18 protein-coding genes and 1 tRNA gene are annotated in these 22,750 nt (G+C 64.9%); 14 read left to right on the top strand and 5 right to left on the bottom strand.

What is annotated here, in order from left to right; translation table 11 throughout:
* The first annotated feature begins 39 nt into the window (after positions 1 to 39).
* Positions 40 to 702: a DsbA family oxidoreductase gene (locus LPB04_RS09410; RefSeq protein ID WP_193688416.1), complete on the top strand. Its 663-nt coding sequence runs from the start codon at positions 40 to 42 to the stop codon at positions 700 to 702.
* A gap of 120 nt (positions 703 to 822) precedes the next feature.
* Here LPB04_RS09410 and LPB04_RS09415 read toward each other — a convergent pair whose 3' ends face one another.
* The 3 genes from LPB04_RS09415 to LPB04_RS09425 all read right to left on the bottom strand — a co-directional run bounded on the left by LPB04_RS09415 (position 823) and on the right by LPB04_RS09425 (position 3,961).
* Positions 823 to 1,677, bottom strand: a complete 855-nt coding sequence (locus LPB04_RS09415; RefSeq protein ID WP_193688417.1) for an endonuclease/exonuclease/phosphatase family protein — start codon at positions 1,675 to 1,677, stop codon at positions 823 to 825.
* A gap of 98 nt (positions 1,678 to 1,775) precedes the next feature.
* Entirely contained in the window at positions 1,776 to 2,816 is a 1,041-nt protein-coding gene (tsaD, locus tag LPB04_RS09420; RefSeq protein ID WP_193688418.1) for a tRNA (adenosine(37)-N6)-threonylcarbamoyltransferase complex transferase subunit TsaD, read from the bottom strand.
* 86 nt (positions 2,817 to 2,902) lie between these two features.
* Entirely contained in the window at positions 2,903 to 3,961 is a 1,059-nt protein-coding gene (locus tag LPB04_RS09425) for a 3-deoxy-7-phosphoheptulonate synthase (protein ID WP_330635414.1), read from the bottom strand.
* 111 nt (positions 3,962 to 4,072) lie between these two features.
* Between LPB04_RS09425 and ybiB the strand changes: the two genes are divergently transcribed.
* From ybiB to LPB04_RS09485, 12 genes are all read left to right on the top strand, one after another.
* Positions 4,073 to 5,044 carry a DNA-binding protein YbiB gene (gene ybiB, locus LPB04_RS09430; protein WP_193688420.1) on the top strand — a complete coding sequence of 324 codons (972 nt, stop codon included), beginning with the start codon at positions 4,073 to 4,075 and terminating at the stop codon, positions 5,042 to 5,044.
* A gap of 249 nt (positions 5,045 to 5,293) precedes the next feature.
* Positions 5,294 to 5,812 (top strand): DUF4402 domain-containing protein, encoded by a 519-nt coding sequence (locus LPB04_RS09435; protein ID WP_193688421.1) that lies wholly within the window; start codon positions 5,294 to 5,296, stop codon positions 5,810 to 5,812.
* A gap of 33 nt (positions 5,813 to 5,845) precedes the next feature.
* Positions 5,846 to 6,382, top strand: a complete 537-nt coding sequence (locus LPB04_RS09440; RefSeq protein ID WP_193688422.1) for a DUF4402 domain-containing protein — start codon at positions 5,846 to 5,848, stop codon at positions 6,380 to 6,382.
* 38 nt (positions 6,383 to 6,420) lie between these two features.
* Entirely contained in the window at positions 6,421 to 7,281 is an 861-nt protein-coding gene (locus tag LPB04_RS09445) for a fimbrial biogenesis chaperone (protein WP_193688423.1), read from the top strand.
* 52 nt (positions 7,282 to 7,333) lie between these two features.
* The gene (locus LPB04_RS09450) at positions 7,334 to 9,988 is read left to right on the top strand and encodes an MSCRAMM family protein (protein WP_193688424.1); all 2,655 of its coding nucleotides are present in this window, start codon (positions 7,334 to 7,336) and stop codon (positions 9,986 to 9,988) included.
* Positions 9,989 to 10,084: 96 nt separating this feature from the next.
* The gene (locus LPB04_RS09455) at positions 10,085 to 11,305 is read left to right on the top strand and encodes a BaiN/RdsA family NAD(P)/FAD-dependent oxidoreductase (protein WP_193688425.1); all 1,221 of its coding nucleotides are present in this window, start codon (positions 10,085 to 10,087) and stop codon (positions 11,303 to 11,305) included.
* 181 nt (positions 11,306 to 11,486) lie between these two features.
* On the top strand, positions 11,487 to 11,699 hold the full coding sequence (gene rpsU, locus LPB04_RS09460) for a 30S ribosomal protein S21 (protein ID WP_005665410.1): 213 nt from the start codon (positions 11,487 to 11,489) through the stop codon (positions 11,697 to 11,699).
* A 136-nt stretch (positions 11,700 to 11,835) separates the two neighbouring features.
* Positions 11,836 to 12,285, top strand: a complete 450-nt coding sequence (locus LPB04_RS09465) for a GatB/YqeY domain-containing protein (protein ID WP_193688426.1) — start codon at positions 11,836 to 11,838, stop codon at positions 12,283 to 12,285.
* Between the two features lie 114 nt (positions 12,286 to 12,399).
* Complete coding sequence (gene dnaG / locus LPB04_RS09470) at positions 12,400 to 14,196, top strand: DNA primase (RefSeq protein ID WP_193688427.1); 1,797 nt, start codon at positions 12,400 to 12,402, stop codon at positions 14,194 to 14,196.
* 256 nt (positions 14,197 to 14,452) lie between these two features.
* Positions 14,453 to 16,678 (top strand): RNA polymerase sigma factor RpoD, encoded by a 2,226-nt coding sequence (gene rpoD / locus LPB04_RS09475; RefSeq protein WP_227496685.1) that lies wholly within the window; start codon positions 14,453 to 14,455, stop codon positions 16,676 to 16,678.
* 122 nt (positions 16,679 to 16,800) lie between these two features.
* Positions 16,801 to 16,879: transfer RNA gene (locus tag LPB04_RS09480), tRNA-Ile, on the top strand.
* Between the two features lie 177 nt (positions 16,880 to 17,056).
* Complete coding sequence (locus LPB04_RS09485) at positions 17,057 to 18,223, top strand: GGDEF domain-containing protein (RefSeq protein ID WP_193688429.1); 1,167 nt, start codon at positions 17,057 to 17,059, stop codon at positions 18,221 to 18,223.
* Here the strand turns inward: LPB04_RS09485 and LPB04_RS09490 are convergent.
* On the bottom strand, positions 18,206 to 19,186 hold the full coding sequence (locus LPB04_RS09490) for an MBL fold metallo-hydrolase (protein WP_193688430.1): 981 nt from the start codon (positions 19,184 to 19,186) through the stop codon (positions 18,206 to 18,208). The two genes, LPB04_RS09485 and LPB04_RS09490, sit on opposite strands and share 18 nt — an antisense overlap.
* 277 nt (positions 19,187 to 19,463) lie before the next feature.
* Here LPB04_RS09490 and LPB04_RS09495 point away from each other — a divergent pair, with 277 nt between their 5' ends.
* Positions 19,464 to 21,377 carry a bifunctional diguanylate cyclase/phosphodiesterase gene (locus tag LPB04_RS09495; RefSeq protein WP_227496686.1) on the top strand — a complete coding sequence of 638 codons (1,914 nt, stop codon included), beginning with the start codon at positions 19,464 to 19,466 and terminating at the stop codon, positions 21,375 to 21,377.
* Positions 21,378 to 21,411: 34 nt separating this feature from the next.
* Here the strand turns inward: LPB04_RS09495 and LPB04_RS09500 are convergent, their stop codons facing one another.
* The gene (locus LPB04_RS09500; RefSeq protein WP_193688432.1) at positions 21,412 to 22,692 is read right to left on the bottom strand and encodes a cytochrome P450; all 1,281 of its coding nucleotides are present in this window, start codon (positions 22,690 to 22,692) and stop codon (positions 21,412 to 21,414) included.
* Between the last annotated feature and the right edge of the window lie 58 nt (positions 22,693 to 22,750).

A 22,750-nucleotide genomic window follows, 5' to 3' on the forward strand; every position in this document is an offset into this window, starting at 1 on the left:
GCACAGTGCGCCGGCATCCATTCAGGAAGGCGGTGTAGCGTGAGCAAGCAATTGAGGATTGATTTCGTGTCGGACGTGTCGTGCCCCTGGTGCGCGATCGGCCTCAAGTCCCTGGAACAGGCCCTGGAGCGCGTTGCGCCCGAGGTCACGGCCGAGCTGCATTTCCAGCCCTTCGAACTCAATCCCGACATGGGTCCCGAAGGCCAGGACATCGTTGAACACATCAGCGAAAAATACGGCGCCCCGCTCGAGCAGCAGATCCAGTCGCGCGAACAGATCCGCCAGCGCGGCGAAGCGGTCGGTTTTACCTTCGACATGGCGCGCCGCGGCCGTATCTACAACACCTTCGATGCCCACCGCCTGCTGCACTGGGCCGAGTCGCAGGGCCGCCAGCACGCACTCAAGCTCGCCCTGTTCGAAGCCTATTTCACCCATTGCGAAGACCCGAGCTCGCGCGAGCTGCTGGTGCGCGTGGCCGGCCAGGTCGGTCTCGACACGACCGAAGCGCAGCGCATCCTGGAAACGGGCGAGTATGCCGACGAAGTGCGCGAGACCGAACTGTTCTTCCAGCGCGCCGGCATCCGCTCGGTACCTGCGATCGTCATCAACCAGCGCCACCTGATCTCGGGCGGGCAGCCGCCGGAAGTGTTCGAGCGCGCGCTGCGCGAGATTGCGGCGCAAGCGGACGCGCCGTTGATTTGATTGGGTGATGCCCGTAGGGTGGGCGCCCCGGACCCACCAATGCATGCGTCACGTTTGCTCATGTTACGGTGGGCACGGGGCGCCCACCCTACGTCCCGGTGGGTGCACGTCGCCGGATAATCAGGCCCCCGGAACCAGCTCCAGCACCACTGGCTGATGATCCGACGCCGCCGTCTCCGACTGCACCTCCACGCTGGCCACGCGCCGCGCGAGATCTTCGGTGACAAAAAAATAATCGTAGCAATCCGGCTTCTCCGGCCACGGATAACCGTGCAGGCCGGCGGTCGGCGCGCGCGCATGGCCGGGATGGCGGGCGGCCCAGGCGTCGAGCAGCAGCGGCGCGCCCTCCGCATGCGGCGCGAGCAGGGCCTGGTAGGCGGCGTCGCCCGGCGCCATGTTGAAGTCGCCGCAGTAGATGGCCGAGGCCGGGCGCTCGCCCAGCTGGTACGGCGCGTCCATCTCCGGATGCGCGGCGAAGATGCGGGCGCGTGCGCTCGCTTCCGCATGCAGTTCGCGCAGGCGCCGTATCTGCGCCATCCTTTGGAGCGGCGAATGGTATTCGAGGTGGGTAGTCACCAGGCGCAGCCTGGCGCCGGGCGTATCGAGCACGACCTCGATCGCGCCGCGCGGCATGCCGGGTGCGCCTTCCGGGTCGACCGGCCAGGGCAGCATGTGGCGCTGGGCCTGGGTGATGCGGTATTTCGAGAGGATCAGGTTGCCGAACAGGCGGGGGACGTTGTTGCGGTAGATTTCACTGGGAGCGTGCTCGATCGCGTGGAAGCCACCGAAGGCGCCCGCCAGCTGCTTGAACTGGTTGGCGGTGGCGCTGCCCTCGAGTTCAGGGTGGTTGGCGGCGACTTCCTGGAGGCAGATGATGTCCGGATTGAGCTTGCGCAGCACATCGATGATCGCGTGGATACGGATGCGCCCGTCTTTCCCACAACCCCAGTGAATGTTCCAACTTACAACGCGCATGTAGGACCTCCCAAAACTGGACCGCCCGAGTTTGCCATCGTTCGGGGCAGGGCGGTCACACGGTAGGATCGTTGTCAGCGTTGCAAGTTCACGAAATCCTAAGCGGCTTCCAGCTCGTCCAAAGGCCAGCGCGGACGCACATTGAAGGCGTAATCGCGGGTCGCCAGCGCGGGATTTCTCTCCAGGCGCAGGGCCCCGGCAAAGGCGATCATCGCGCCGTTATCGGTGCAGAACTCGAGCTCCGGATAGAACACGCGGAACTTGCGTTTGTCGGCCGCGGCGTTCAACGAAGCGCGCAGCTGGGCATTGGCGCCGACGCCGCCGGCGATCACGAGGCGCTTCAAACCCGTGTGGCGCAGCGCGTTCACGCATTTTGCGGTGAGCACGTCGACGATCGCATCGACAAAACCGCGCGCGATGTTCGCCTTGTCCTGCTCGCAGATATTCGCGATCACCTTCTCGTCGTGGTTCTTCACCACGGTCAGCACGGCCGTTTTGAGGCCCGAGAAGCTGAAATTGAAATCCTTCGAATGCAGCATCGGGCGCGGCAGCGTGTAGGCAGCCGGATCGCCGAATTCGGCCAGGCGCGAAATCGCGGGGCCGCCCGGATAGCCGAGGCCGAGCAGCTTGGCCGATTTGTCGAAGGCTTCGCCGGCGGCGTCGTCCAGGGTTTCGCCGAGCAGGGTGTAGCGGCCCACGCCGTCGACCCGCATCAGCTGCGTGTGGCCGCCCGAGACCAGCAAAGCGATGAAGGGGAAGTCGGGGCGCTCGGTGGCCAGCAGCGGCGAGAGCAGGTGGCCCTCGAGGTGGTGCACGCCGAGCACCGGCTTGTCCAGCGCCAGCGCCAGGCTGCAGGCGACCGAGGAACCCACCAGCAGCGCGCCGGCCAGGCCTGGGCCCTGGGTGTAGGCGATGGCGTCGATGTCGCCTTTCGCGATGCCGGCGCCTTTCAAGGTCTGTTCGAGCAGGGGCAGGGCGCGCCGGATGTGGTCGCGCGAGGCCAGTTCCGGCACCACGCCGCCGTACTCCTCGTGCATGGCGACCTGCGAATGCAGGGCATGGGACAGCAGCCCGCGCTCGGTATCGTACAGAGCCAGGCCGGTTTCATCGCAGGAGGATTCGACGCCGAGAACAATCATGGGAAAAGCCGGAAGGGAAGAGCGGAAGACGGCATTGTAAAGCAGACGGCCGGGCAGTGCCCGGCCGCAGGATCACAGCACACGCATCAAGGACGCGCCAGCAGCTCCTTGTGTGCATTTTTCAGCATCGTCACCGTATCGTCCCAACCGATGCAGCCGTCGGTCACCGAGCAGCCATATTTCAGCTGGGTCAGGTCCGAAGGAATCGGCTGGTTGCCGGCCACGATATTCGATTCGATCATCACGCCCACCAGCGACTGGTTGCCGTGCTTGATCTGCTGGATCACGTCCGACATCACCAAGGGCTGCAGCTCCGGCTTTTTATAACTGTTCGCGTGCGAGCAGTCGACCACCAGGTTGGCCGGCAGGCCCGCTTTTTTCAGGGCCTGTTCGGCGATCGTGACCGAGACCGAATCATAGTTCGGACGGTCGCCGCCGCCGCGCAGCACGACGTGGCCGTAGGCGTTGCCGCGGGTACGCACGATCGAGACCGCGCCCTTGTCGTTGATACCGAGGAAGGCGTGCGGATTGGCCGAGGACAGCACCGCATTGATCGCGATGCTCACATCGCCGTCGGTGCCGTTTTTAAAGCCGACCGGCGTCGACAGGCCCGAGGACATCTCGCGGTGGGTCTGCGATTCGGTGGTGCGCGCGCCAATGGCGGTCCAGGCGATCAGGTCGCCCAGGTATTGCGGCGAAATCGGATCGAGCGCTTCGGTGGCGGTGGGCAGGCCCAGTTCGCACACGTCGATCAGGAATTGCCGCGCGCGCTCCATGCCGACGTCGACCTGGAAAGAGTCGTCCATGAACGGATCGTTGATATAGCCCTTCCAGCCGGTGGTGGTACGCGGCTTCTCGAAGTACACGCGCATCACCAGCAGCATCGTCTCCTTGACTTCTTCCTGCAGCGCTTTCAGGCGGCGCGCATAGTCGAGGCCCGCTTCCGGATCGTGGATCGAGCAGGGGCCGACGACGACGAACAGGCGCTCGTCCTTGCGGTCGAGGATGTCGCGCAGCGCGGCGCGGCCGTTCATGACGGTGGCGAAGGCGCTTTCCGAGAGGGGCAGCTTGGCGTGCAGCTCGACCGGGGTCGGCATGCGCCCGAACGAGGTAACGTTGGTATTTTCGATATCTGGTGTGATCAGCATGGTGCAGTCCGTGGACAGGGTCGGACCAACGAGTGTAGCGCCAAAAATGCTTATTTGCAGCAGACAGGTCAAAAGCAGGTCAAATGCCTGAGGGTGTAAGCTAACGATATGGACAACAATACTACCCGCCCCACCGAATCCTTTCCGGCCGCCCGCTTCATCAAGGAGATCGGCCGCGGCGTGAAAGGCGCGCGCAGCATGACGCGCGAAGACGCCGCCGCCCTGTACGGCGCCATGCTCGAAGGCCGTGTCTCCGACCTCGAACTCGGTGCGATCCTGATGGCGATGCGCATCAAGGGCGAGTCGGTCGAGGAACTGGCCGGCTTCATGGACGCCGCCGAAGCCGCGTTCGCGCCGTTACCAAGCCCGCCCGGCGAGTTCGCGCCGGTGCTCATCCCGAGCTATAACGGCGCGCGCAAGCTGGCCAACCTGACACCGCTGCTGGCGCTGCTGCTCGCGCGCGAAGGCGTGCCGACGCTGGTGCATGGGGTGCGCAACGATCCGGGCCGCGTGACGACGGCCGAGATCCTGGCTGAACTCGGGCTGGCCGAAGCGGCCACCAGCGCCGCCGTGCACGACGCCTTTGCCGCGCGCCGCCCGGCCTTCATGCCGATCGAAACGCTGGCGCCCAGCCTTGCGCACATGCTCTCGCTGCGCCGCATCCTCGGTGTGCGCAGCTCCACCCACACGATCGTCAAGATCCTGCAACCTTTCGAGGGCGCCGCGCTGCGCCTGGTGTCGTACACCCATCCGGAGTATCTGCAGGCCCTGGGCGAGTACTTCACGAGCGCTGCACCGCACGCGCGTGGCGACGCCTTCCTGATGCGCGGCACCGAGGGCGAAACCGTGGCGAACCCGCACCGCGCCCAGCAGATCGACTGGTTCCATGGCGGGCAACGCACGCTGCTGGTCGAGCGCGACATGCCTGCCGACACCCTCGCCGAGGTGCCCGAGGCGCGCGATGCCGCCGCCACCGCCGCCTGGATCGCGCGGGCGCTGCGCGGCGAAGTCCCCGTGCCGCCTTCGATCAGCGCACAGGTGGCCGCCTGCGCGCGGACTGCGCGGGCACTGCGCACCTGAGTCCGCAGCGATTCCTCGTTCCGATGCAAACACGCCTGCGCCGGGCGGACGTGTGGATCGCGCGAACAAATTATTTCTTTCAGGAATTAATCGATAGATGATCTAGGGCAAAAACGGCTGGGCGATTTTCTTTCACTATGGAAAAACGATACCGCAAAGCAATTCATTTGAGTTGCAACCGACATGACGCGTTCGGTCTCGTTATCGATCCGGCTCCGGCCGGTCCTCCCAATTTGAAGGATGCCCAGAATGAACAAGACCTTCCGCTCTACTTCGAACGTTTTCAGCTGCGCAGTGCTGGCCCTGGCCATCGCCGGCGCCGGCAGCGCCATCGCGGCAGAGGACACTGCCGTGGCAACCGGTACCGTCATCGCGCCGATCCAGATCACCAAAGTTGCCGACCTGGTCTTCGGCAGTTTCGCTGCCGGCGCAGCGGGCGGTACGGTCACCATTTCCACCGCCGGCGCGCGTGGCCAGAGCGGTGACGTGTTCCTGGCCGGTGCCGCGGGTAGTGCGGCGCAGTTCAACGTGACCGGCGAGGGCGGCCTGACGTATTCGATCGCCCTCGCGCCGACTCCCCTGACCAGGAGCGGCGGCACGGAAACGATGACCTTCACCGCACAAAGCGACATCGCCAGCGGCACCCTGTCCGGCACCGGTGGCGCCGGGGCCCAGAGCTTCTTCGTTGGCGGCGTGCTGACCGTTGGCGCCGGGCAGGTGCCCGGCAACTACGTGGGTTCGGTAAAAGCAACGGTCGCGTACAACTAAGGGAGCGGGTAGCGGGGTCACCCGCTCCTGACCATGCCGGTACGCAGCAAGCGCTTCATCCTGCTCGCGAGCACCGCCGTCCAGGCGCTGCTCGCGTTCGCGCTTGTGCTCACCCCGTGCCCCGCGTCCGCGCAGCAGGTTGCACTCAGCAACACCCGCGGCCTCGACTTCGGACGCTTCGTCGCCGGCAGTGGCGGCACGATCACCCTGAGCCCTTCCGGCCTGCGTTCGCGTACCGGTGGCGTGATCCTGCTCAACTCGCCGAACGCGAGCCAGGCCGCATTCAGCGCCAGCCAGACCACGCTCGACGCCGGCCGCGGCAGCCTGCGTACAACGGCCACGACTGCCGCTACCACGGCGGTCATCGTCTCGGTGCCGGCCAACGGCGCTACTTACCTCACCAGCGGTGCCAACAGCATGGCGGTCGGCGATTTCGTCACGCCGGACGCACTGCTCGCGGTCGGGAGCAGCGGCGCCTCGCTGGCGGTCGGCGCGACGCTGGTCGTGGCGCCGAATCAGCCGCCCGGCAATTACTCCGGAACCTTTTCCGTCATCGTCAACCACCAGTAATCCTGTGCGTCAGCGCCGCACAGTGAAAGGACATCGTCATGCTTTATTCCGCGTTTGCAACCATCCCTGCTACACGATTTCCCCCATGCCTTGTGCTCGCCTGCCTGCTGCTGGCGCCCTTCCTGCCTGCCCGTGCCGAGCTGATGCTGCACCCCACCCGCATCGTGTTCGACAAGAATACGCGCGCCACCCAGATCGAGCTGATCAACAACGGCAGCAAGCCGGCCAGCTATCGCATCTCGCTGGTGAACCGGCGGATGACCGAGGCCGGCCAGTTCGAGGCGGCCGAAAGCGAGCAGGACGGCGAACGCTTTGCCGACGCGATGCTGCGCTATTCGCCGCGCCAGGTCACCTTGCAGCCTGGCACTGCCCAGACCGTACGCGTCATGCTGCGCAAGCCCGCGGACCTGGCCGAGGGGGAATACCGCTCGCACCTGCAGTTCGACAAGCTGCCTGAAGCCGAGGGCAGCGCCAGCATCGAGAACCAGGGCACGAGCGGCACCCAGATCGGCGTGGTGCTGAACGCACTGGTCGGCGCCGCCGTTCCGGTCATCGTGCGGCACGGCGCCTCCAGCGCCAGCGTCAAACTGGCCGGGCTGACCCTGGGCAAGGACGAGGCCAGGCATGCGCAGCTCGCCCTGCAATTCGAACGCGAGGGCAACAGCTCGGTGTATGGCGACGTCAGCGTCACTTTCACGCCAAAGAACGGCAAGCCGCAGAGCCTGGCCCAGGTCAAGGGCATTGCCGTTTACACGCCGAACCGCATCCGCAAGACGATGCTGCCGCTGCAGGTGCCGGATGGCGTGGCGCTGGCCGGCGGCACGCTCGACGTCAGCTACCGTGACCGGCCCGAAGCCGGAGGCAAGCTGCTGGCGCAGGCCAGCCTGAACCTGCCATGAGCATGCGGGGCAGGGCGTCCGGCGCCATGCCTGTTTACTAGGCAGCGGTCCGGTGGGCGCGGCGCATTGGCAAGGTGGGCACGCAGGGCGCACGGGCCTGGTGCTCGCGGCGCTGGCCGTGTCCACCGCGCTGCCGGCATTCCAGCCTGCCGCCGCAGCGGTGCCCGTGCAGGCGAAGGAGAGCGAGGCGAACGAGGTCCTGCTCGAGGTGCGCCTCGGCAGCATGGTGCTGTCCGACGCGGTCACGGCCTACGAGCTCGGGCGCGACGTCTACCTGCCGCTGGGCGAAATGGCACGCCTGCTGACCCTGGCCATCCGCGTCATGCCCGGCGCAGGCCGCGCCAGCGGCTACATCCTGTCCGAGCAACGCAATTTCAGCCTCGACGCAGGAGGACGGGCGGTCGACATCGCAGGCAAGCGCGAAGCGGTCGATCCCGCGCAGCTCAAGCTGGAAGGGGATGAGATCTATGTGGCCAGCCGCCTGCTGGCGCGCTGGCTGCCGGTTGACCTCGACCTCGATATGCCGAGCCTGGCGCTGAAGGTGCGCCCGCGTGAGCAATTGCCGCTGCAGGCGCGCCTGCAGCGGCGCGAGCGCGGCCGGCTGCCGGGCAGGCCAGGCGGCTACATCGATCCCGGCTATCCGCGCCTGGCCACGCCCTATCGCCTGGCCGACGTCCCCTTCATCGACCAGACGCTGGGGTTCGGGCTCGACGGGCGCGGCGGGGCGCGCAGCACGGCGGCATCCTGGAGCGCCTATGCCGCCACCGATTTGCTGGGCATGGAAGCGGCCCTGTATGTCAGCCGCAACCTGCATGCGCCCATGTCCGCGCCGCGCCTGACGCTCGGGCGCCACGACCCGGACGGCGGCCTGCTCGGGCCGCTGGGAGCGCGCAGCGTGCTGTTCGGCAGTGTGCCGGTGCCGGGCGTGGCCAACATCTCGGGCAGCAGCGCCACCGGCGACGGGATCGCGCTCAGCAACCGCCGGCTGGACCAGCCGACCAGTTTCGACCGCCACACACTGCAGGGCGACCTGCCGCCGGGATGGGATGTCGAGCTGTACTACAACGAGGCGCTGGTCGGCGTCCAGCAGCCGGGACCCGGCGGCAAATACAGCTTCGATGACCAGCCGCTGGCCTATGGCCCGAACGAGTTCCGCCTGGTGTTTCATGGTCCGCTAGGGCAGCTGCGCATCGAGCGCCAGTCCTTCCTGCTGGAGCAGTCGGCGCTGCCGCGCGGCGCGCTGTTCTACGACCTGGCCGCGCACCGCGACCGGGAAGGGCGCCAGCGTGCCCTGGCGCAGTTCGAATGGGGCGTGGGCGAACACCTGAACGCCACCGCCGGCTGGCAGCGCCTGCCGCTGTTCGGTGCCACCCGCAGCTATGCCAACCTCGGCCTGCGCAGCTACTGGAACAGCGTCATCCTGACCGCCGATACGGTGCAGGCCGACGACCGCGGCAGGCTGGCCCAACTGGGGCTGAAGACGCGGCTCGGCAATGTGGCAATCTCGGCCAGCCATGCCCGCCTCGACAAGTTCACCAGCGAATTTTTTACCTCTACCAATGACCCGGTGCGCACCCGCGACGAGCTGCGCGCCGAAGGCGTGCTGGCGCTGGGGAGCGCCAGTTTCTTTCCGCTGTCCCTGCAGTTCAGGCGCGACCTGCTCACATCAAGCCTTGAGCGCCGCGAGATCCAGGGGCGCCTGTCGGCCTACCGCAATGGCACCGCGCTCAGCAATGCGCTACGCTGGCAGTCGCTGGGCGCTGCCAGGCATGCCGATGGTGCGCTGCAGGTCAGCCGCAGGATGGCGGGCATCGGCATCACAAGCCAGCTGCAATACACGCTGGCGCCCGCAGCCCGGCTGGACAGTGCGGCCGTGTCGGCCGATTGGGTCCTGCGTGACGGCTACATGCTGAACCTGGGGCTGACGCGCCTGTTCCAGCAGCGCGAGCTGCGCGCGGCCGGCTCGCTCAACAAGAGCCTGGGCAGTTTCGGCCTTGGCCTGAGCGGCTTTTACTCGAGCCGCCGCGAGCTCGGCATCGGGGTGCGCCTGTTCATGGCCATGGGCCTGGAGCCGCGCAGGGGGCGCGTGTTGCTGGAGGCGCAGCCGATGGCGAACATGGGCGCGGGATCGGTCCGCGTGTTCCTCGACAAGAACCTGAACGGCACGAAAGACGAAGGCGAGGAGGGCATTGCCGGTGCCGGCTTCACCATCAACGGCGCCAATGTCGCGGTGCGCACGGATGCCGGCGGCGTCGCCTGGCTGCCGCGCCTGCCGGCCAGCCGGCATGCGGACATCGGGCTCGACCCGGACACCCTGGAGGACCCGCAGTGGCAGCCGCAAATAAAGGGCGTGCGCATCGTGCCACGTCCGGGCAAGGTCAGCCGGGTGGACTTTGCGGTCAGCATGACCGGCGAGGTGGACGGTACGACCTGGCTGCTCGGGCAGGGCGGCCGCCGTCCGGTCGGCGACTTGCGGCTCGAACTGGTCGATGCGTCGGGCAAGGTGGCCGCCACCATCAACAGCGCCGCCGACGGCTATTACGTCATGACCGGCATCTTCCCTGGAGAATATGTGCTGCGCGTCGCACCGGAGCAGCTCGAACGCCTCGGCTTGCAGCAGGCCGGCACACACACCATCACGATCGGGCCCGAGGGTAGCGTGCTCAACGGGCGCGACCTTGATGTGCGCCCGCTCGGTGGTGCCTGAAGCCTGTGGCGTGCCCGCGGCCGATTTGGCTGCGGGCGGCCGCAGCCAGCCTGCAAGCGTTTACAATGGCGGGTTTGAATCTGGCGGCAGCAGCTCATGGCAAAACAATTCGATGTAGCGGTAATCGGCGCAGGCGCGGCCGGAATGATGTGCGCGGCGATTGCCGGCGCACGCGGCAAGCGCGTGGTACTGATCGACCATGCCGAAAAACTGGCCGAGAAAATCCGCATCTCCGGCGGCGGGCGCTGCAACTTCACCAACATCAACGCCGGGCCGGCCAACTTCCTGTCCGAGAACCCGCATTTTTGTAAAAGCGCGCTGTCGCGCTACACGGCCCAGGATTTCCTGGCCCTGGTGAAAAAACACCGCATCGCATACCACGAAAAGCACCGCGGCCAGCTGTTCTGCAACGACTCAAGCGAGCAGATCATCGCCATGCTGAAGGCCGAGTGCAGCGCGGCCGAGGTCAACTGGCGCATGCCGTGCAAGGTGCATGGCATCACGAAAGAGGCGGACGGCTACCTCATCGATACCGACCACGGCGATATCGCGGCGGAGAGCGTCGTGATCGCCACCGGCGGCCTGTCGATCCCGAAAATCGGCGCCACCGACCTCGGTTACCGCATCGCCACCCAGTTCGGCCTGCCGCTGGTCGAGCCGCGTCCGGGCCTGGTGCCGCTGACCTTCGATGGCCCGGGCTGGGCTGCTTTTGCGCCGCTGGCGGGTATTGCGCTGGAGGTCGAGGTCTCCACTAGTTCCGGCAAGGGTAAACATGCAAGGAATGGAAAAGGCGGTGGCCTGTTCCGCGAAGATTTATTGTTCACCCACCGCGGCCTGTCGGGCCCGGCGATCCTGCAAATTTCCAGCTACTGGGAACCGGGCACCCCGATCGTGGTGAACCTGTTGCCGGAGATGGATGTCGCCGAGGAACTGATCGGCTCCAAGACGACGGTCAAGAAGCAGCTCGGCAACGTGCTGACCCAATGGCTGCCCGCGCGCCTGGTCGAGGGCCTGCTGCTGGCCAACGGCCTCGCCCCGGACGCGCGCCTGGCCGACATGCCCGACGCCAAGCTGCGCAAGCTCGGCGACGCCATCAACCGCTGGGCCATCGTCCCGACCGGCTCGGAGGGGTATCGGAAGGCCGAAGTCACCCTCGGCGGCGTCGACACCCGCGCGCTGTCCCAGCAAACGATGATGGCCAAGGATGTCCCCGGCCTGTATTTCATCGGCGAAGCGGTCGACGTCACCGGCTGGCTCGGCGGCTACAACTTCCAGTGGGCCTGGGCTTCCGGCTACGTCGCCGGCCAGAGCGTTTAAGTTTTTGTGGGGTGGGCATGCATGCCCACGCGGATCATGCCGACCACGAACGGCCCAGCCGCAGCTCCACAACGCATCAACACCCCTGTATCAAATCCATCACACCGACGTAATCTCTTCCACTGCTTGCCAAAAGCTGCTAGAATTTCGTTCTTCCTAAATCCAACGGTTTCATTTTTACATGACCACTATCCGCCTTAAAGAAAACGAGCCGTTCGAAGTCGCAATGCGTCGCTTCAAGCGCACCATCGAAAAAACCGGTCTGCTGACCGAACTGCGCGCACGCGAGTTCTACGAGAAGCCAACTGCAGAGCGCAAGCGCAAGCTCGCCGCTGCCGTGAAGCGCCACTACAAGCGCATCCGCAGCCAGCAACTGCCTAAGAAACTGTACTAAGACTGCCTGCCGGCTAGTCCGGCGACGAAGCGCTGCGCTCGTCCCGGTAGCTGCGAGAAGTCCTGCGAACCCGCCCTGGTTGTGACCCCGGCGGGTTTTGTTGTTTGTAGTCCGTACTAATCGATTCGGAGAAGCCATGAGCCTGAAAGAACAAATCACCAACGACATGAAAGCGGCGATGCGCGCCAAGGAAGCCGGCAAGCTCAACACGATCCGCCTGCTGCTGGCCGAAATCAAGCGCAAGGAAGTCGACGAACAGATCGAAGTGAACGACCAGCAAACCGTGGCCATCGTCGAAAAGATGATCAAGCAGCGCAAGGACTCGATCACCCAGTTCGAAGCCGGCAACCGCCAGGACCTGGCCGACATCGAGAAGGCCGAGCTGGAAGTGCTGGTCGCCTACATGCCGGCCGGCCTGTCGGATGACGAGATCGCCGCCGAAGTTGCCGCCGCCGTGGCCGCCTCCGGCGCCGCCGGTCCGCAGGACATGGGTAAAGTCATGGCCATCGTCAAGCCGAAGCTGGCGGGCCGTGCCGACATGACCGTCGTCTCGACCCTGGTCAAGAAAGCGCTGACCGGCGCCTGATGTAGCATAACTGAGCACAAACGGGCCGGACGGCCCCGGGCTTGTTGTAAATCAATTTGCAGCGAGCCCTGCGGTATAGTCTGAGCTTAGACAAACACGGTGTAGACCTCCTACGTGATTCCGCAATCCTTCATTACCGATTTGCTCAACCGCGTCGACATCGTCGACGTGGTCGGGCGCTATGTTCAGCTCAAAAAGGGCGGCGCCAATTACATGGGGCTGTGTCCTTTCCACAGCGAAAAGTCCCCCAGCTTCACCGTCAGCCCCACCAAGCAGTTCTATCACTGCTTCGGTTGCGGCGCCCATGGCACCTCGATCGGTTTCCTGATCGAGTACTCGGGCATGGGTTTCGTCGATGCCGTCAAGGACCTGGCCCAGAACGTGGGCATGGTCGTGCCCGAGGCCGACGACAAGATTCCGCCGCTGCAGCGCGCCGCCCAGCAGGCGCAATCGCAGTCGATGACGGAAGCGCTCAGCCAGGCCTGCGACTACTACCGGGCCCAGCTGAAAACCGCGCCGAACGCGATCACCTACCTGAAGAACCGCGGCCTGACCGGCGAAGTCGCCGCCCGCTTCGGCATGGGCTATGCCCCGTCCGGCTGGGACAACCTGCGTAGCGTGTTCCCGGATTACGAGATGCTGGCGCTGGTCGAATCCGGCCTCGTGATCGACAAGGTCGACGAGGACGGCGGCAACAAGAAGCGCTACGACCGTTTCCGCGAACGCATCATGTTCCCGATCCGCAACACCAAAGGGCAGGTGATCGGATTCGGCGGGCGCGTGCTCGACAACGGCGAACCGAAATACCTGAACTCGCCTGAAACGCCGCTGTTCCAGAAGGGTCTCGAACTGTACGGCCTGTTCGAAGCGCGCCAGCCGATCCGCGACGCCGGCTATGTGCTGGTGACGGAAGGCTATATGGACGTCGTCGCGCTGGCCCAGCTCGGCTTCCCGCAAGCGGTGGCCACCCTCGGCACGGCGTGCACCAGTACCCACGTGCAAAAGCTGCTGCGCCAGACCGACAACGTCATCTTCAGTTTCGACGGCGATAAAGCAGGCCGCCGCGCCGCACGGCGTGCGCTCGAGGCGTGCTTGCCGCAGGTGTCGGACAACAAGACCATCCAGTTCCTGTTCTTGCCCGAAAAGCACGACCCGGACAGCTTCGTGCGCGAGTTCGGCGCCGATGCTTTTGCTCAGGAAATCAACGACGCGATGCCTTTGTCCCAGTTTTTGCTGCGCGAAGTGACGGGCGAACACGATTTATCGACGCCGGAAGGGCGCGCCGCCACCCAGTACGATGCCAAGCCGCTGCTGCAGGCGATGACGCCATCCTCGCTGCGCCTGCAGATCGTGCGCGGTTTGGCCAGCCTCACGGAATCGTCGCCGGCCGAGATCGAAAGTCTGTTCGAGTTGTCCAAGCCGGTATCGGTTGCCAAGAAGGCGCCGCCGCGTCAGGGGCGGCCGGAACCGGTCGGCCTGGAGTTGCAGATCGTGCGCATCCTGGTTGCGCATCCGGCGCTGTCGCTGACCCTCGACGAGGAAGCGCTGCAGGCGTTTGATCATTTCGGCCAGGAATCGAGCGATGCCTTGCGTTATCTCGTCGGCACCGCCCAGGCCCTGGGCGAATACGGCAACTTCGCGGCCCTGTCCGAACAGTTGAAAGAGGGCGGCGGGCACTACGACCGCATCATTGCCGAAATCGCCTCGGAGCCGGAATCGGATCCTGAAGCCGACCGTGTCTGGCTGGGTAGCGCCGTGAGGCAAATCAAAAAGGATGCGCTGAAACAGGAGTTGAACCAGTTGTTTTCCAAGGGCCTGACCCCAGATCAGGTGAGCGCTCGCTATCGCGAAATCATGGCCCAGCAGCAGGTCCTGGAACGCGAAGATGCGGCGAACATGTCGCCCCGCTAAGGGTGTGTTGCAAAGCCGGCAGTTAAGCTTTGTGCAACTTGGAAAAAGAGGGGTGCGTGCTATAATAAAACGCTAACTATTGCAACCTTTGAAACGACTTTCGTGTCAAAAGGGGCGTGGAGTTTCAGTTAGCGCAGCAGTGTTGTACGCTGTTTGAAGCGTGATGTAAGGTAACAAAACTTTATCTTTAACCATCGTAAAGTTAGTCGTTGTGACATCGAAAGCGCCTGTGCCAACCAAGAAACCCGAACCCAAAGTGGCTGCCAAAACCACCAGAGCGTCCGCCAAGGCGGACAATGCGCAAGACAAGGCGGAAGCTCGCACTGCGGGCGCCGCACCTGTCGTCAGCCAGACCACCGATGCCGCCGCATTGGCCGCCATCGACACGTCGGGCTACGTGCTGCCATCCGTGAAAGTCCCGGGGCGCCGCGGTCGCAAGCCGAAAGAATTCACCCCCGAGAACGACGAAGTCGCCGCCCTGAACGCGGTCGAACGCGCCGAACTGAAAGCCGTCGACAAGGCCAAGGCCAAGGACCGCAAGGCCAAAGAAAAAGCCTTGCTGAAAGACGCGTTCGCGTCGGATACCGAAGCGAGCGAAGAAGAGATCGAGCTGCGGCGCCAGAAGCTCAAGACGCTGATCAAGAACGGCAAGGAACGCGGTTTCCTGACTTACGCGGAAATCAACGACCACCTGCCCGACAACATCGTCGATCCGGAAGCGATCGAAGGCATCATCGGCACCTTCAACGACATGGGCATTGCCGTGTACGAACACGCGCCCGATGCCGAAACGCTGCTGCTGTCCGACAACGTTGCGACCGTCACGAGCGACGATGAAGCCGAGGCCGCGGCCGAGGCGGCGCTGTCGACCGTCGACTCCGACTTCGGCCGTACCACCGACCCGGTGCGCATGTACATGCGCGAAATGGGTTCGGTCGAGCTGCTGACCCGCGAAGGCGAAATCGAAATCGCCAAACGCATCGAAGACGGCCTGCGCGACATGATCCAGGCGATCTCCGCCTGCCCGGTGACGATCGCCGAAATCATCTCCGCTTCCCAGCGCATCGAAGCCGACGAGATCAAGATCGACGAAATCGTCGACGGCCTGGTCGAAGAAGAAGGCGCGGTAGAAACCTCGCCATCGGCGGTCGGCCCAAGTTCCGACGACGACGACGAAGACGAGGAAGAAGAAGCCGAGGAAGAGGGCGAGGAAGAAGAAGCCGCCGCCACGCCTGGCGCCGCCGGCTATTCCGCCGAGCAGCTCGAAGCACTGAAAATGGCCGCCCTGGAAAAGTTCGGCACCATCGAGTCGCAGTTCGACAAGATGCGCAAGGCCTACGAGAAGGACGGCTACAACTCGAAAGCCTACGTCAAGGCGCAGGAAGCCATCTCCGACGAACTGCTGGGCATCCGCTTCACGGCCAAGGTCGTCGAAAAGCTGTGCGACACCCTGCGCGGCCAGGTCGACGAGGTGCGCCACATCGAAAAGCAGATCCTGGATGTTGCCGTGAACCGCTGCGGCATGCCGCGCGCCCACTTCATCAAAGTCTTCCCGGGCAACGAGACGAACCTGGAATGGGTCGATGGCGAAGTCAACGCCGGCCACGCCTATAGCGCCATCCTCGGACGCAATATCCCGACGATCAAGGAACTGCAGCAACGCCTGATCGACCTGCAGGCGCGCGTCGTGCTGCCGCTGCCGGACCTGCGCAACATCAACCGCCAGATGGCGGCCGGCGAGATGAAGGCGCGCAAGGCGAAGCGCGAGATGACCGAGGCCAACCTGCGTCTCGTGATCTCGATCGCCAAGAAATACACGAACCGCGGCCTGCAATTCCTCGACCTGATCCAGGAAGGCAATATCGGCCTGATGAAGGCGGTCGATAAATTCGAATACCGCCGCGGCTACAAGTTTTCGACCTATGCGACGTGGTGGATCCGGCAGGCCATCACCCGCTCGATCGCCGACCAGGCGCGCACCATCCGTATCCCGGTGCACATGATCGAAACCATCAACAAGATGAACCGCATCTCGCGCCAGATCCTGCAAGAGACGGGCGCCGAGCCGGATCCGGCCACCCTCGCGGTCAAGATGGAAATGCCGGAAGACAAAATCCGGAAGATCATGAAGATCGCGAAAGAGCCGATCTCGATGGAAACGCCGATCGGCGACGACGACGATTCGCACCTGGGCGATTTTATCGAGGACAACAACACGCTGGCGCCGTCCGATGCGGCCCTGCACGCCTCGATGCGTGGTGTGGTGAAGGACGTGCTGGACTCGCTGACCCCGCGTGAAGCGAAGGTGCTGCGCATGCGTTTCGGCATCGAGATGTCGACCGACCACACGCTGGAAGAGGTCGGCAAGCAATTCGACGTCACCCGCGAGCGCATCCGCCAGATCGAAGCGAAGGCGCTGCGCAAGCTGCGGCACCCGTCGCGTTCGGACAAGCTGAAGAGCTTCCTGGAAGGCAGCAGCTGATTGTTGTTGCTGTGCTCAGCTAAAGCTTGACGGCTCTGTACTAAAAGCAATATCCTCTCGCCACTTCGTTCGGGACACCGCAGCGCGGTGGCGAGATTTTTCTTCCCATCTGTAACGAGTTTGGGCCTCTAGCTCATGCCTGGTTAGAGCAGCGGACTCATAATCCGTTGGTGCCCGGTTCGACTCCGGGGAGGCCTACCAGTCAAATCGATACCTCAGCCCAGTCCGCCGGACTGGGCTTTGTTGTTTCCAGCCGAGTCAACGCGGCACGTCCGTCGCGCGCGCCATCTACCGATAGTGACAATGCGTGATTCTCTAAGGTGCTAATTGCTGGCACAATGGCATCCTGATCAGCAGGCGCAGGGCGTTGGGGTAACAATGGAAATCAATTCGCTGACCGGCGAGTTCGTGCACGCGCCGACCGAACGCGCCTTTTTGCAGCACAAGCAGGACCAGACCCAGTCCTTGCTGGGCTTTACGCTGACCTTCTGCACCGTCTTTTATCTCGGATTTTTCGCCACCGACCTCGCCGCGCTCGGCTGGGGCCATGACACGATGGCGCTGCTGGGCGCGCGCATCGCCGTTGCGCTGACGGCCGGCAGCTGCGCCTGGCTGGCTTACCGGCGGGTCCTGTCGGTGCCTGCCGCGCGCCTTGCCGCTTCGCTGGCGGAGGGGGTGGCGCTGGCCTGCTTCATGTTCATCGCGGTGTTGCGTCCGGCCGAATTCCACTGGCACGCGATGTCGCTGGCGATCATGCTGGTGGTGGTCTACCTGTATATCCCGAACCGGCTGCGCTATGCGTCGACCATTGCGGTGGTGGCGACGATCGTGTTTGTCGTGCTCGCGGCCGAGTACAGCCGCATGTCGTCCGCCGACAAATTCACGATGGGCATGCTGCTGGTGCTCGTGAATACCTTCGGCTTCCTGGCCGCACGCCGTTTCCAGTACGTGTCGCGCGAGGAGTTCCGCTCGTGGTCGGTACTCAAACATGCGGCCGAGCGCGATCACCTGACCGGGTGTTTCAACCGCCGTTACCTGCACGATCAGTTGATGGGCGGGCGGTGGCGAGAACGTGCGCCGGATGCGGACAGCCTGAGCGTGGTGCTGTGCGACATCGACCGCTTCAAGCAGATCAACGACACCCATGGACACGGCGACGGCGACATGGTGTTGCGCGGCTTTGCCCGGATCCTGCAGGTCGCGGTTCGGGACGGGGTCGACAGCGTGGTGCGCTATGGCGGCGAAGAATTCCTGGTCGTCCTGCCGGGCACCGACCTGGCCGGCGCGCTGCGCCTTGCCGAGCGTCTGCGCGTTACCTTCGCCGCGACAGAGGTCGTGTCGACCGACGGCGCGACGCGGCTGCGGGCCACGGCCAGCTTCGGCGTCGCCAGCGTCGATCTGGCCCAGTTCACCTTCGAGCATCCGCTGCGCCACCTGATCTCCGCCGCGGACGAGCTGATGTACCGGGCCAAGCACAACGGGCGCGACCGGATCGAGTCGCTTCAGCTGGCGGGGCCGGCGCGCAAGTCAGGCGCCGTTCGGTAAGGGCAGGGCTGCCAGCTTGCCCTGCCGGTCCAGCGTATAACGTTGTAAATCGCTCGCCAGGAACAGATTGCCGCTGTAGGCGAAACGCGCCTCGGCTTCGATATCCGCCATCGTCGCCCCGCCATTGCCCTGCTGCTGGTAGCGCGGACTGAAATGCGTCAGGATCAGGTTCGGAATCCCGGCCTCTTCAGCGAAGGCGGCGGTCGCCCGTGCCGAGCTGTGCTGCGGCCCGGGCCCGACCTTCTGCAGCACCTCCTCGGTATAGGTCGCCTCGTGCACGAGAACGTGGGCGTCGCGCGCCTGCGCGGCGAGCAGGGATGGCGTGTCGTTGTCGCCGGCAACGATGACCTTGCGCTGGCGCCGGCCGGGCAACAGGTAGTCGGCGCTGCGCGCCACCCGGCAATCGGGTAATGCGATGTCTTCGCCGCGCTGCAGTTGGCCCCAGCCGGGGCCGGAGGCGATGCCGTCGCGTTCGAGCCTGGCGATGTCGAGACGGCGTTCGACGCTTTTTTCGACGAAGCTGAAGGCGAACGAGGGCACGCGGTGCGACAGTTCCGCCGCCTCGATGCGAAAGTCGGGCAAGGTGGCGAGCGACCAGCCGGGCTCGACGGCCGAGAATTCCACTTGGTAGGGCAGGCGCAATTCCGTGCTGTCCATCACGCCGCGCACGAAGCGCTCCACTGCCGGCGGGCCGGCGATCAGCAGCGGCTCCGCGCGGTTGAGCAGGCCGGCGCTGGCGAGCAGGCCCGGCAGCCCATAACAGTGGTCGCCGTGGATGTGGGTGATGAAGATCGCGCGCAGGCTGATCGGCGAGAAATTCGTGCGCAGGATGCGGTGCTGCGTGCCTTCGCCGCAGTCGACCAGGTACCAGTGTTTCGACCCCGTTGCGCGCAGGGCCAGGCCCGACACGTTGCGCGCGCGGCTGGGCGTGCCGGACGAGGTGCCCAGGAATTGCAGTTCCATGTATTGTCCTTGTTCGTTCCTCGATTATGCGTGAAACGGGCGAATGCGGCGGACAATTGCCGAGTGCGGGTCATGAAAGAATATTTCAAGATCTATCTTGGAATGACATAATCTTGCATTATTCTGTAGGACGGTGCCTACAAACAACACTTCGTCTTTATTGCTTGAGGGGCCATCAGCGCATCTGTAAAATTAATTGCGTAACTTCTCGTCTACACTTCAAGCCCGCCTACCGTGCCGGGTTATCCGGCCGATGCCCCACCGAACGATACTGTCCATGCGCCCCTTGCGTGACGCCGGCGCCTACTTTCGTAGCACGGTCTTGCGCCGACTCGCCCTGTTCCTGGCCGTCGCGTTGCCGCTGGTGTGGCTGTTCGTGGCGCATGAACGTGGGCAACTGGTTCAGATTGCGCGCGATGAAAGCAATCGCAATGTGCGTAACCTGGCGCATGCCTTCGCCGAAGAAGTGCGCTCGAGCATCGTCACCATCGACTTGTCGCTCAGCCAGTTGCGCTTGAGCTGGCAGCGCAATCCCGAGCAGTTCGGCGCCATCGTTAGCGAACTCAACGCTCATCTTCAGGGACGGCTCCACCTCAATGTCGTGGTCACGGACGCGGACGGACAATTGGTGTTTTCGAGTATCGCCGGGGCGGCTGAGCACATCGACCTGAAGGACCGCGAGCCCGTGCATACCCATTTGACGGGCGTGCCCGGAGACCGGCTGTTTATCGGCAAGCCACGCACCGGGCGGGTGTCGGGAGAATGGGAGGTCCAGTTTTCCCGGCCCATCCTCGATGGTGACGGCAAGCTGGTCGGCGTGATCGTGGCCGGCGTGGCGCCAACCTATTTTTCGCGCTTCTACCACAGCATCGACCTCGGTGGCTCCGCCTCGATTGCCCTGGTACGCAACGACGGGATCGTTGTCGCCCGCACCACGCGTGACCTCACCATGCGCGACAGCGGCAAGTTGTTGACGGGTTACCCGTACTCGCCGGACAGCGGGCCTGGAGGCAATTTTCAGCGCGCCAGCCGCATGGACGGTGTCGAACGCTATTACGGCTGGAGCGCGCTGGCCGACTATGGCCTGCTGGTCACCGTCGGCCAGTCGATCGCGGATGCGAATGCGCGCTACGTGCAGCAGAGCGAGTTACTGGTCTACACCGGCGCTGCCGTCTCGCTGCTGCTGGCACTGACCGGCTGGGCCGCGCTGGCCGCCGCCGACCACCGCCGCCGTGGGGTGGTCTCGCTGGCGGCGGCCGAAGCGCGCTGGAAACTGGCGCTGAATGCCACCGGCGAAGGCGTCTGGGACTACAGTTTCGACAGCGGCCTGGTCACCCTGTCGCCGAGCGCGCAGGGCATCGTCGATGCCGAAAGCACCTTGTTGCCGTTCGACCGCACCGTTTTCACCGGGATGTCTCATGCGGAAGACGTGCCGGCGGTGCTGCATGCGCTCGACGCCCATCTGAATGGCACCGCCCCGGACTACACGGCGCAATACCGCACGCGCCTGCGCAACGGCAACTGGCGCTGGATCCTGGCGCGCGGCCAGGTCGCCGAGCGCGATGCTGCCGGACGCCCCTTGCGCATCGTCGGCACCGTCGCCGATATCGATGCGCGCAAGATGCAGGAAGAGCAAATCCGCCACCTGGCGCACCACGACATCCTGACCGGCCTGCCGAACCGCCTGCTGTTCGGCGACCGCCTGCGCCAGGCCTTGCTGGCGGCCCAGCGCGAAGAGCACAAGCTGGCCCTGATCTTCTTCGACCTCGATAAATTCAAGCCCGTGAACGACAGCTATGGCCATGCCGTCGGCGACGTGTTGCTGCAGCAGGTGGCGACGCGCCTGCGCACCACCCTGCGCGCCTCCGACACGCTGGCCCGCCTGGGCGGCGACGAATTCGTCGTGCTGCTCCCGCGGGTTAGCGGCGCCGGTGACGCGAAAAAGGTCGCCGAAGATATTTTGCGCGAACTGAACCGGCCCTTCATGACCGAAGGTTTTACTGTTCACATCTCGGCCAGCCTGGGCGTGGCTGTGTATCCGGATGGCGCGCTTGATGCCGACAGCCTGCTGCGCTGCGCCGACACCGCCATGTACGAGGCGAAATTGCTTGGCCGCGGACGGGTGGGCGTGCATGCCGTGGCTGAGCGCAGCCCGCTCGAACTGCTGCCGACCGAGCGCGACGCGGCCTGAGGCAAGGCCGGGCAGCCGTGCTACTCAAACCGCACTAAGCCGGCCTCACATCCTCGATCACGAAGCCGCTGGCCGGCAGCGCCGGCATGCGCGACAGGCTCACTTCCAGGTCTTGCTGCGGCACCGTGTAGCTCACCTCGGCCGCCAGCAGGCACAGCGCCGATTTGGTCAGCTCGACGGTCAGCGTTTCGCCCGGACAGCGGTGGCCATGTTCTACATCGCCGCCGCCTTGCGGGATCGAATCGAAGCCGCTGCCTTGCCGGCCTTCGAAGCGTTCCGGACGGAACACCTCTCCATCGGGCCAGGTCGAGGGATGGCGATTCGTGCCGTAGACGTCCAGCAGCACCCACTCTCCCTTTTCGAAGCGTAATCCGTCCCACTCGAAGGCGAGGTTGGCGCGCCCGCCGATGGCCGGAAAGAAGGGGTAAAAGCGGCGCACTTCCTCGACAAACATCTCCAGGGCCGCCTCGTCGCCGCTTGCCAGGCGCGCTCGCCACTCGGGGTAAGTGTGCAGCGCCAGCGCGCCGAACACGATGTAGCGCGCCACCGCCACCACCGGCCGCAGCACATTGATGAGTTCGGTGGCCGCATCGTCCATGGACAACACTTCGCCGTCGGCATCGGTGTGGAAGGCGATCACGGCCAGCGGGCTGTCCGGCTCGGTCGGGCGGCCGGCGCGTACCGCCGCAATATGGTCGTGCGCCCACTGCCGGGTATGCCGGCGCAGCGACAATCCCAGCCAGTTGCGCGGACCGACTGCGCCGGCGCCATCGATCATGGCCGAGAATTCGGCCGTGCGCAGCACCTCTTCCTCGACGTTGGCGAGCGGCACGCCGGCCCAGGCGCAGGCGGCGCGGCACAGTACCGCCTGCGCTTCCTGAATCAGGACCTGGCGCCGCAAGCGCGGCCAGCGTTTCATGCGCTCGCGCCATTCGCGCTCGGCCAGCGCCACCAGGCGCGCGCGCGATTCCGGCGCTTGCAGCGACAGCATCATCGCCTTGCGCACCCGGTGCATCTCGCCGTCGAGGGTTTGCGTGCTGCCGTGGTCCTGCAGCAGGGCCAGCGTGGTCGGCGGAATCGCGCGCCGCCGGGTAAAGCGACCGGGCTGGTAGAACATGCGCGCGGCCGCTTCGCCGCGCACGCACACCACGCGCCGCAGCATCAGGCGGGTGCCGAAGATGTCGGTGCCGAGTTCGTCGCAGCGGTTGCCGATGAAGCGGTAGCCTTCCTCGAGCAGGGCGATGGTGTTGTCGAAGCCGGGCGCCTGCAGGATGGCGCGGTGCACGGGCAGGGCGGCGGAATGGGGCGCGTTCATGGGCGATCTCCTTTGCACCAGAGTGTGCCAGAGCCGATGCATTCCCAATGTGCGCTGG

It is taken from the genome of Massilia litorea (assembly GCF_015101885.1).
GTDB lineage: Bacteria > Pseudomonadota > Gammaproteobacteria > Burkholderiales > Burkholderiaceae_D > Telluria > Telluria litorea.

Excerpts from the sequence above, each read along its gene's own strand:
- LPB04_RS09415 (WP_193688417.1), bottom strand. The coding sequence starts at position 1,677 with ATGCGCGTTGTAAGTTGGAACATTCACTGGGGTTGTGGGAAAGACGGG.
- tsaD (WP_193688418.1), bottom strand. The coding sequence starts at position 2,816 with ATGATTGTTCTCGGCGTCGAATCCTCCTGCGATGAAACCGGCCTGGCT.
- ybiB (WP_193688420.1), top strand. The coding sequence starts at position 4,073 with ATGGACAACAATACTACCCGCCCCACCGAATCCTTTCCGGCCGCCCGC.
- LPB04_RS09435 (WP_193688421.1), top strand. The coding sequence starts at position 5,294 with ATGAACAAGACCTTCCGCTCTACTTCGAACGTTTTCAGCTGCGCAGTG.
- LPB04_RS09440 (WP_193688422.1), top strand. The coding sequence starts at position 5,846 with ATGCCGGTACGCAGCAAGCGCTTCATCCTGCTCGCGAGCACCGCCGTC.
- LPB04_RS09445 (WP_193688423.1), top strand. The coding sequence starts at position 6,421 with ATGCTTTATTCCGCGTTTGCAACCATCCCTGCTACACGATTTCCCCCA.
- LPB04_RS09455 (WP_193688425.1), top strand. The coding sequence starts at position 10,085 with ATGGCAAAACAATTCGATGTAGCGGTAATCGGCGCAGGCGCGGCCGGA.
- rpsU (WP_005665410.1), top strand. The coding sequence starts at position 11,487 with ATGACCACTATCCGCCTTAAAGAAAACGAGCCGTTCGAAGTCGCAATG.
- LPB04_RS09465 (WP_193688426.1), top strand. The coding sequence starts at position 11,836 with ATGAGCCTGAAAGAACAAATCACCAACGACATGAAAGCGGCGATGCGC.
- LPB04_RS09485 (WP_193688429.1), top strand. The coding sequence starts at position 17,057 with ATGGAAATCAATTCGCTGACCGGCGAGTTCGTGCACGCGCCGACCGAA.
- LPB04_RS09490 (WP_193688430.1), bottom strand. The coding sequence starts at position 19,186 with ATGGAACTGCAATTCCTGGGCACCTCGTCCGGCACGCCCAGCCGCGCG.
- LPB04_RS09495 (WP_227496686.1), top strand. The coding sequence starts at position 19,464 with ATGCGCCCCTTGCGTGACGCCGGCGCCTACTTTCGTAGCACGGTCTTG.
- LPB04_RS09500 (WP_193688432.1), bottom strand. The coding sequence starts at position 22,692 with ATGAACGCGCCCCATTCCGCCGCCCTGCCCGTGCACCGCGCCATCCTG.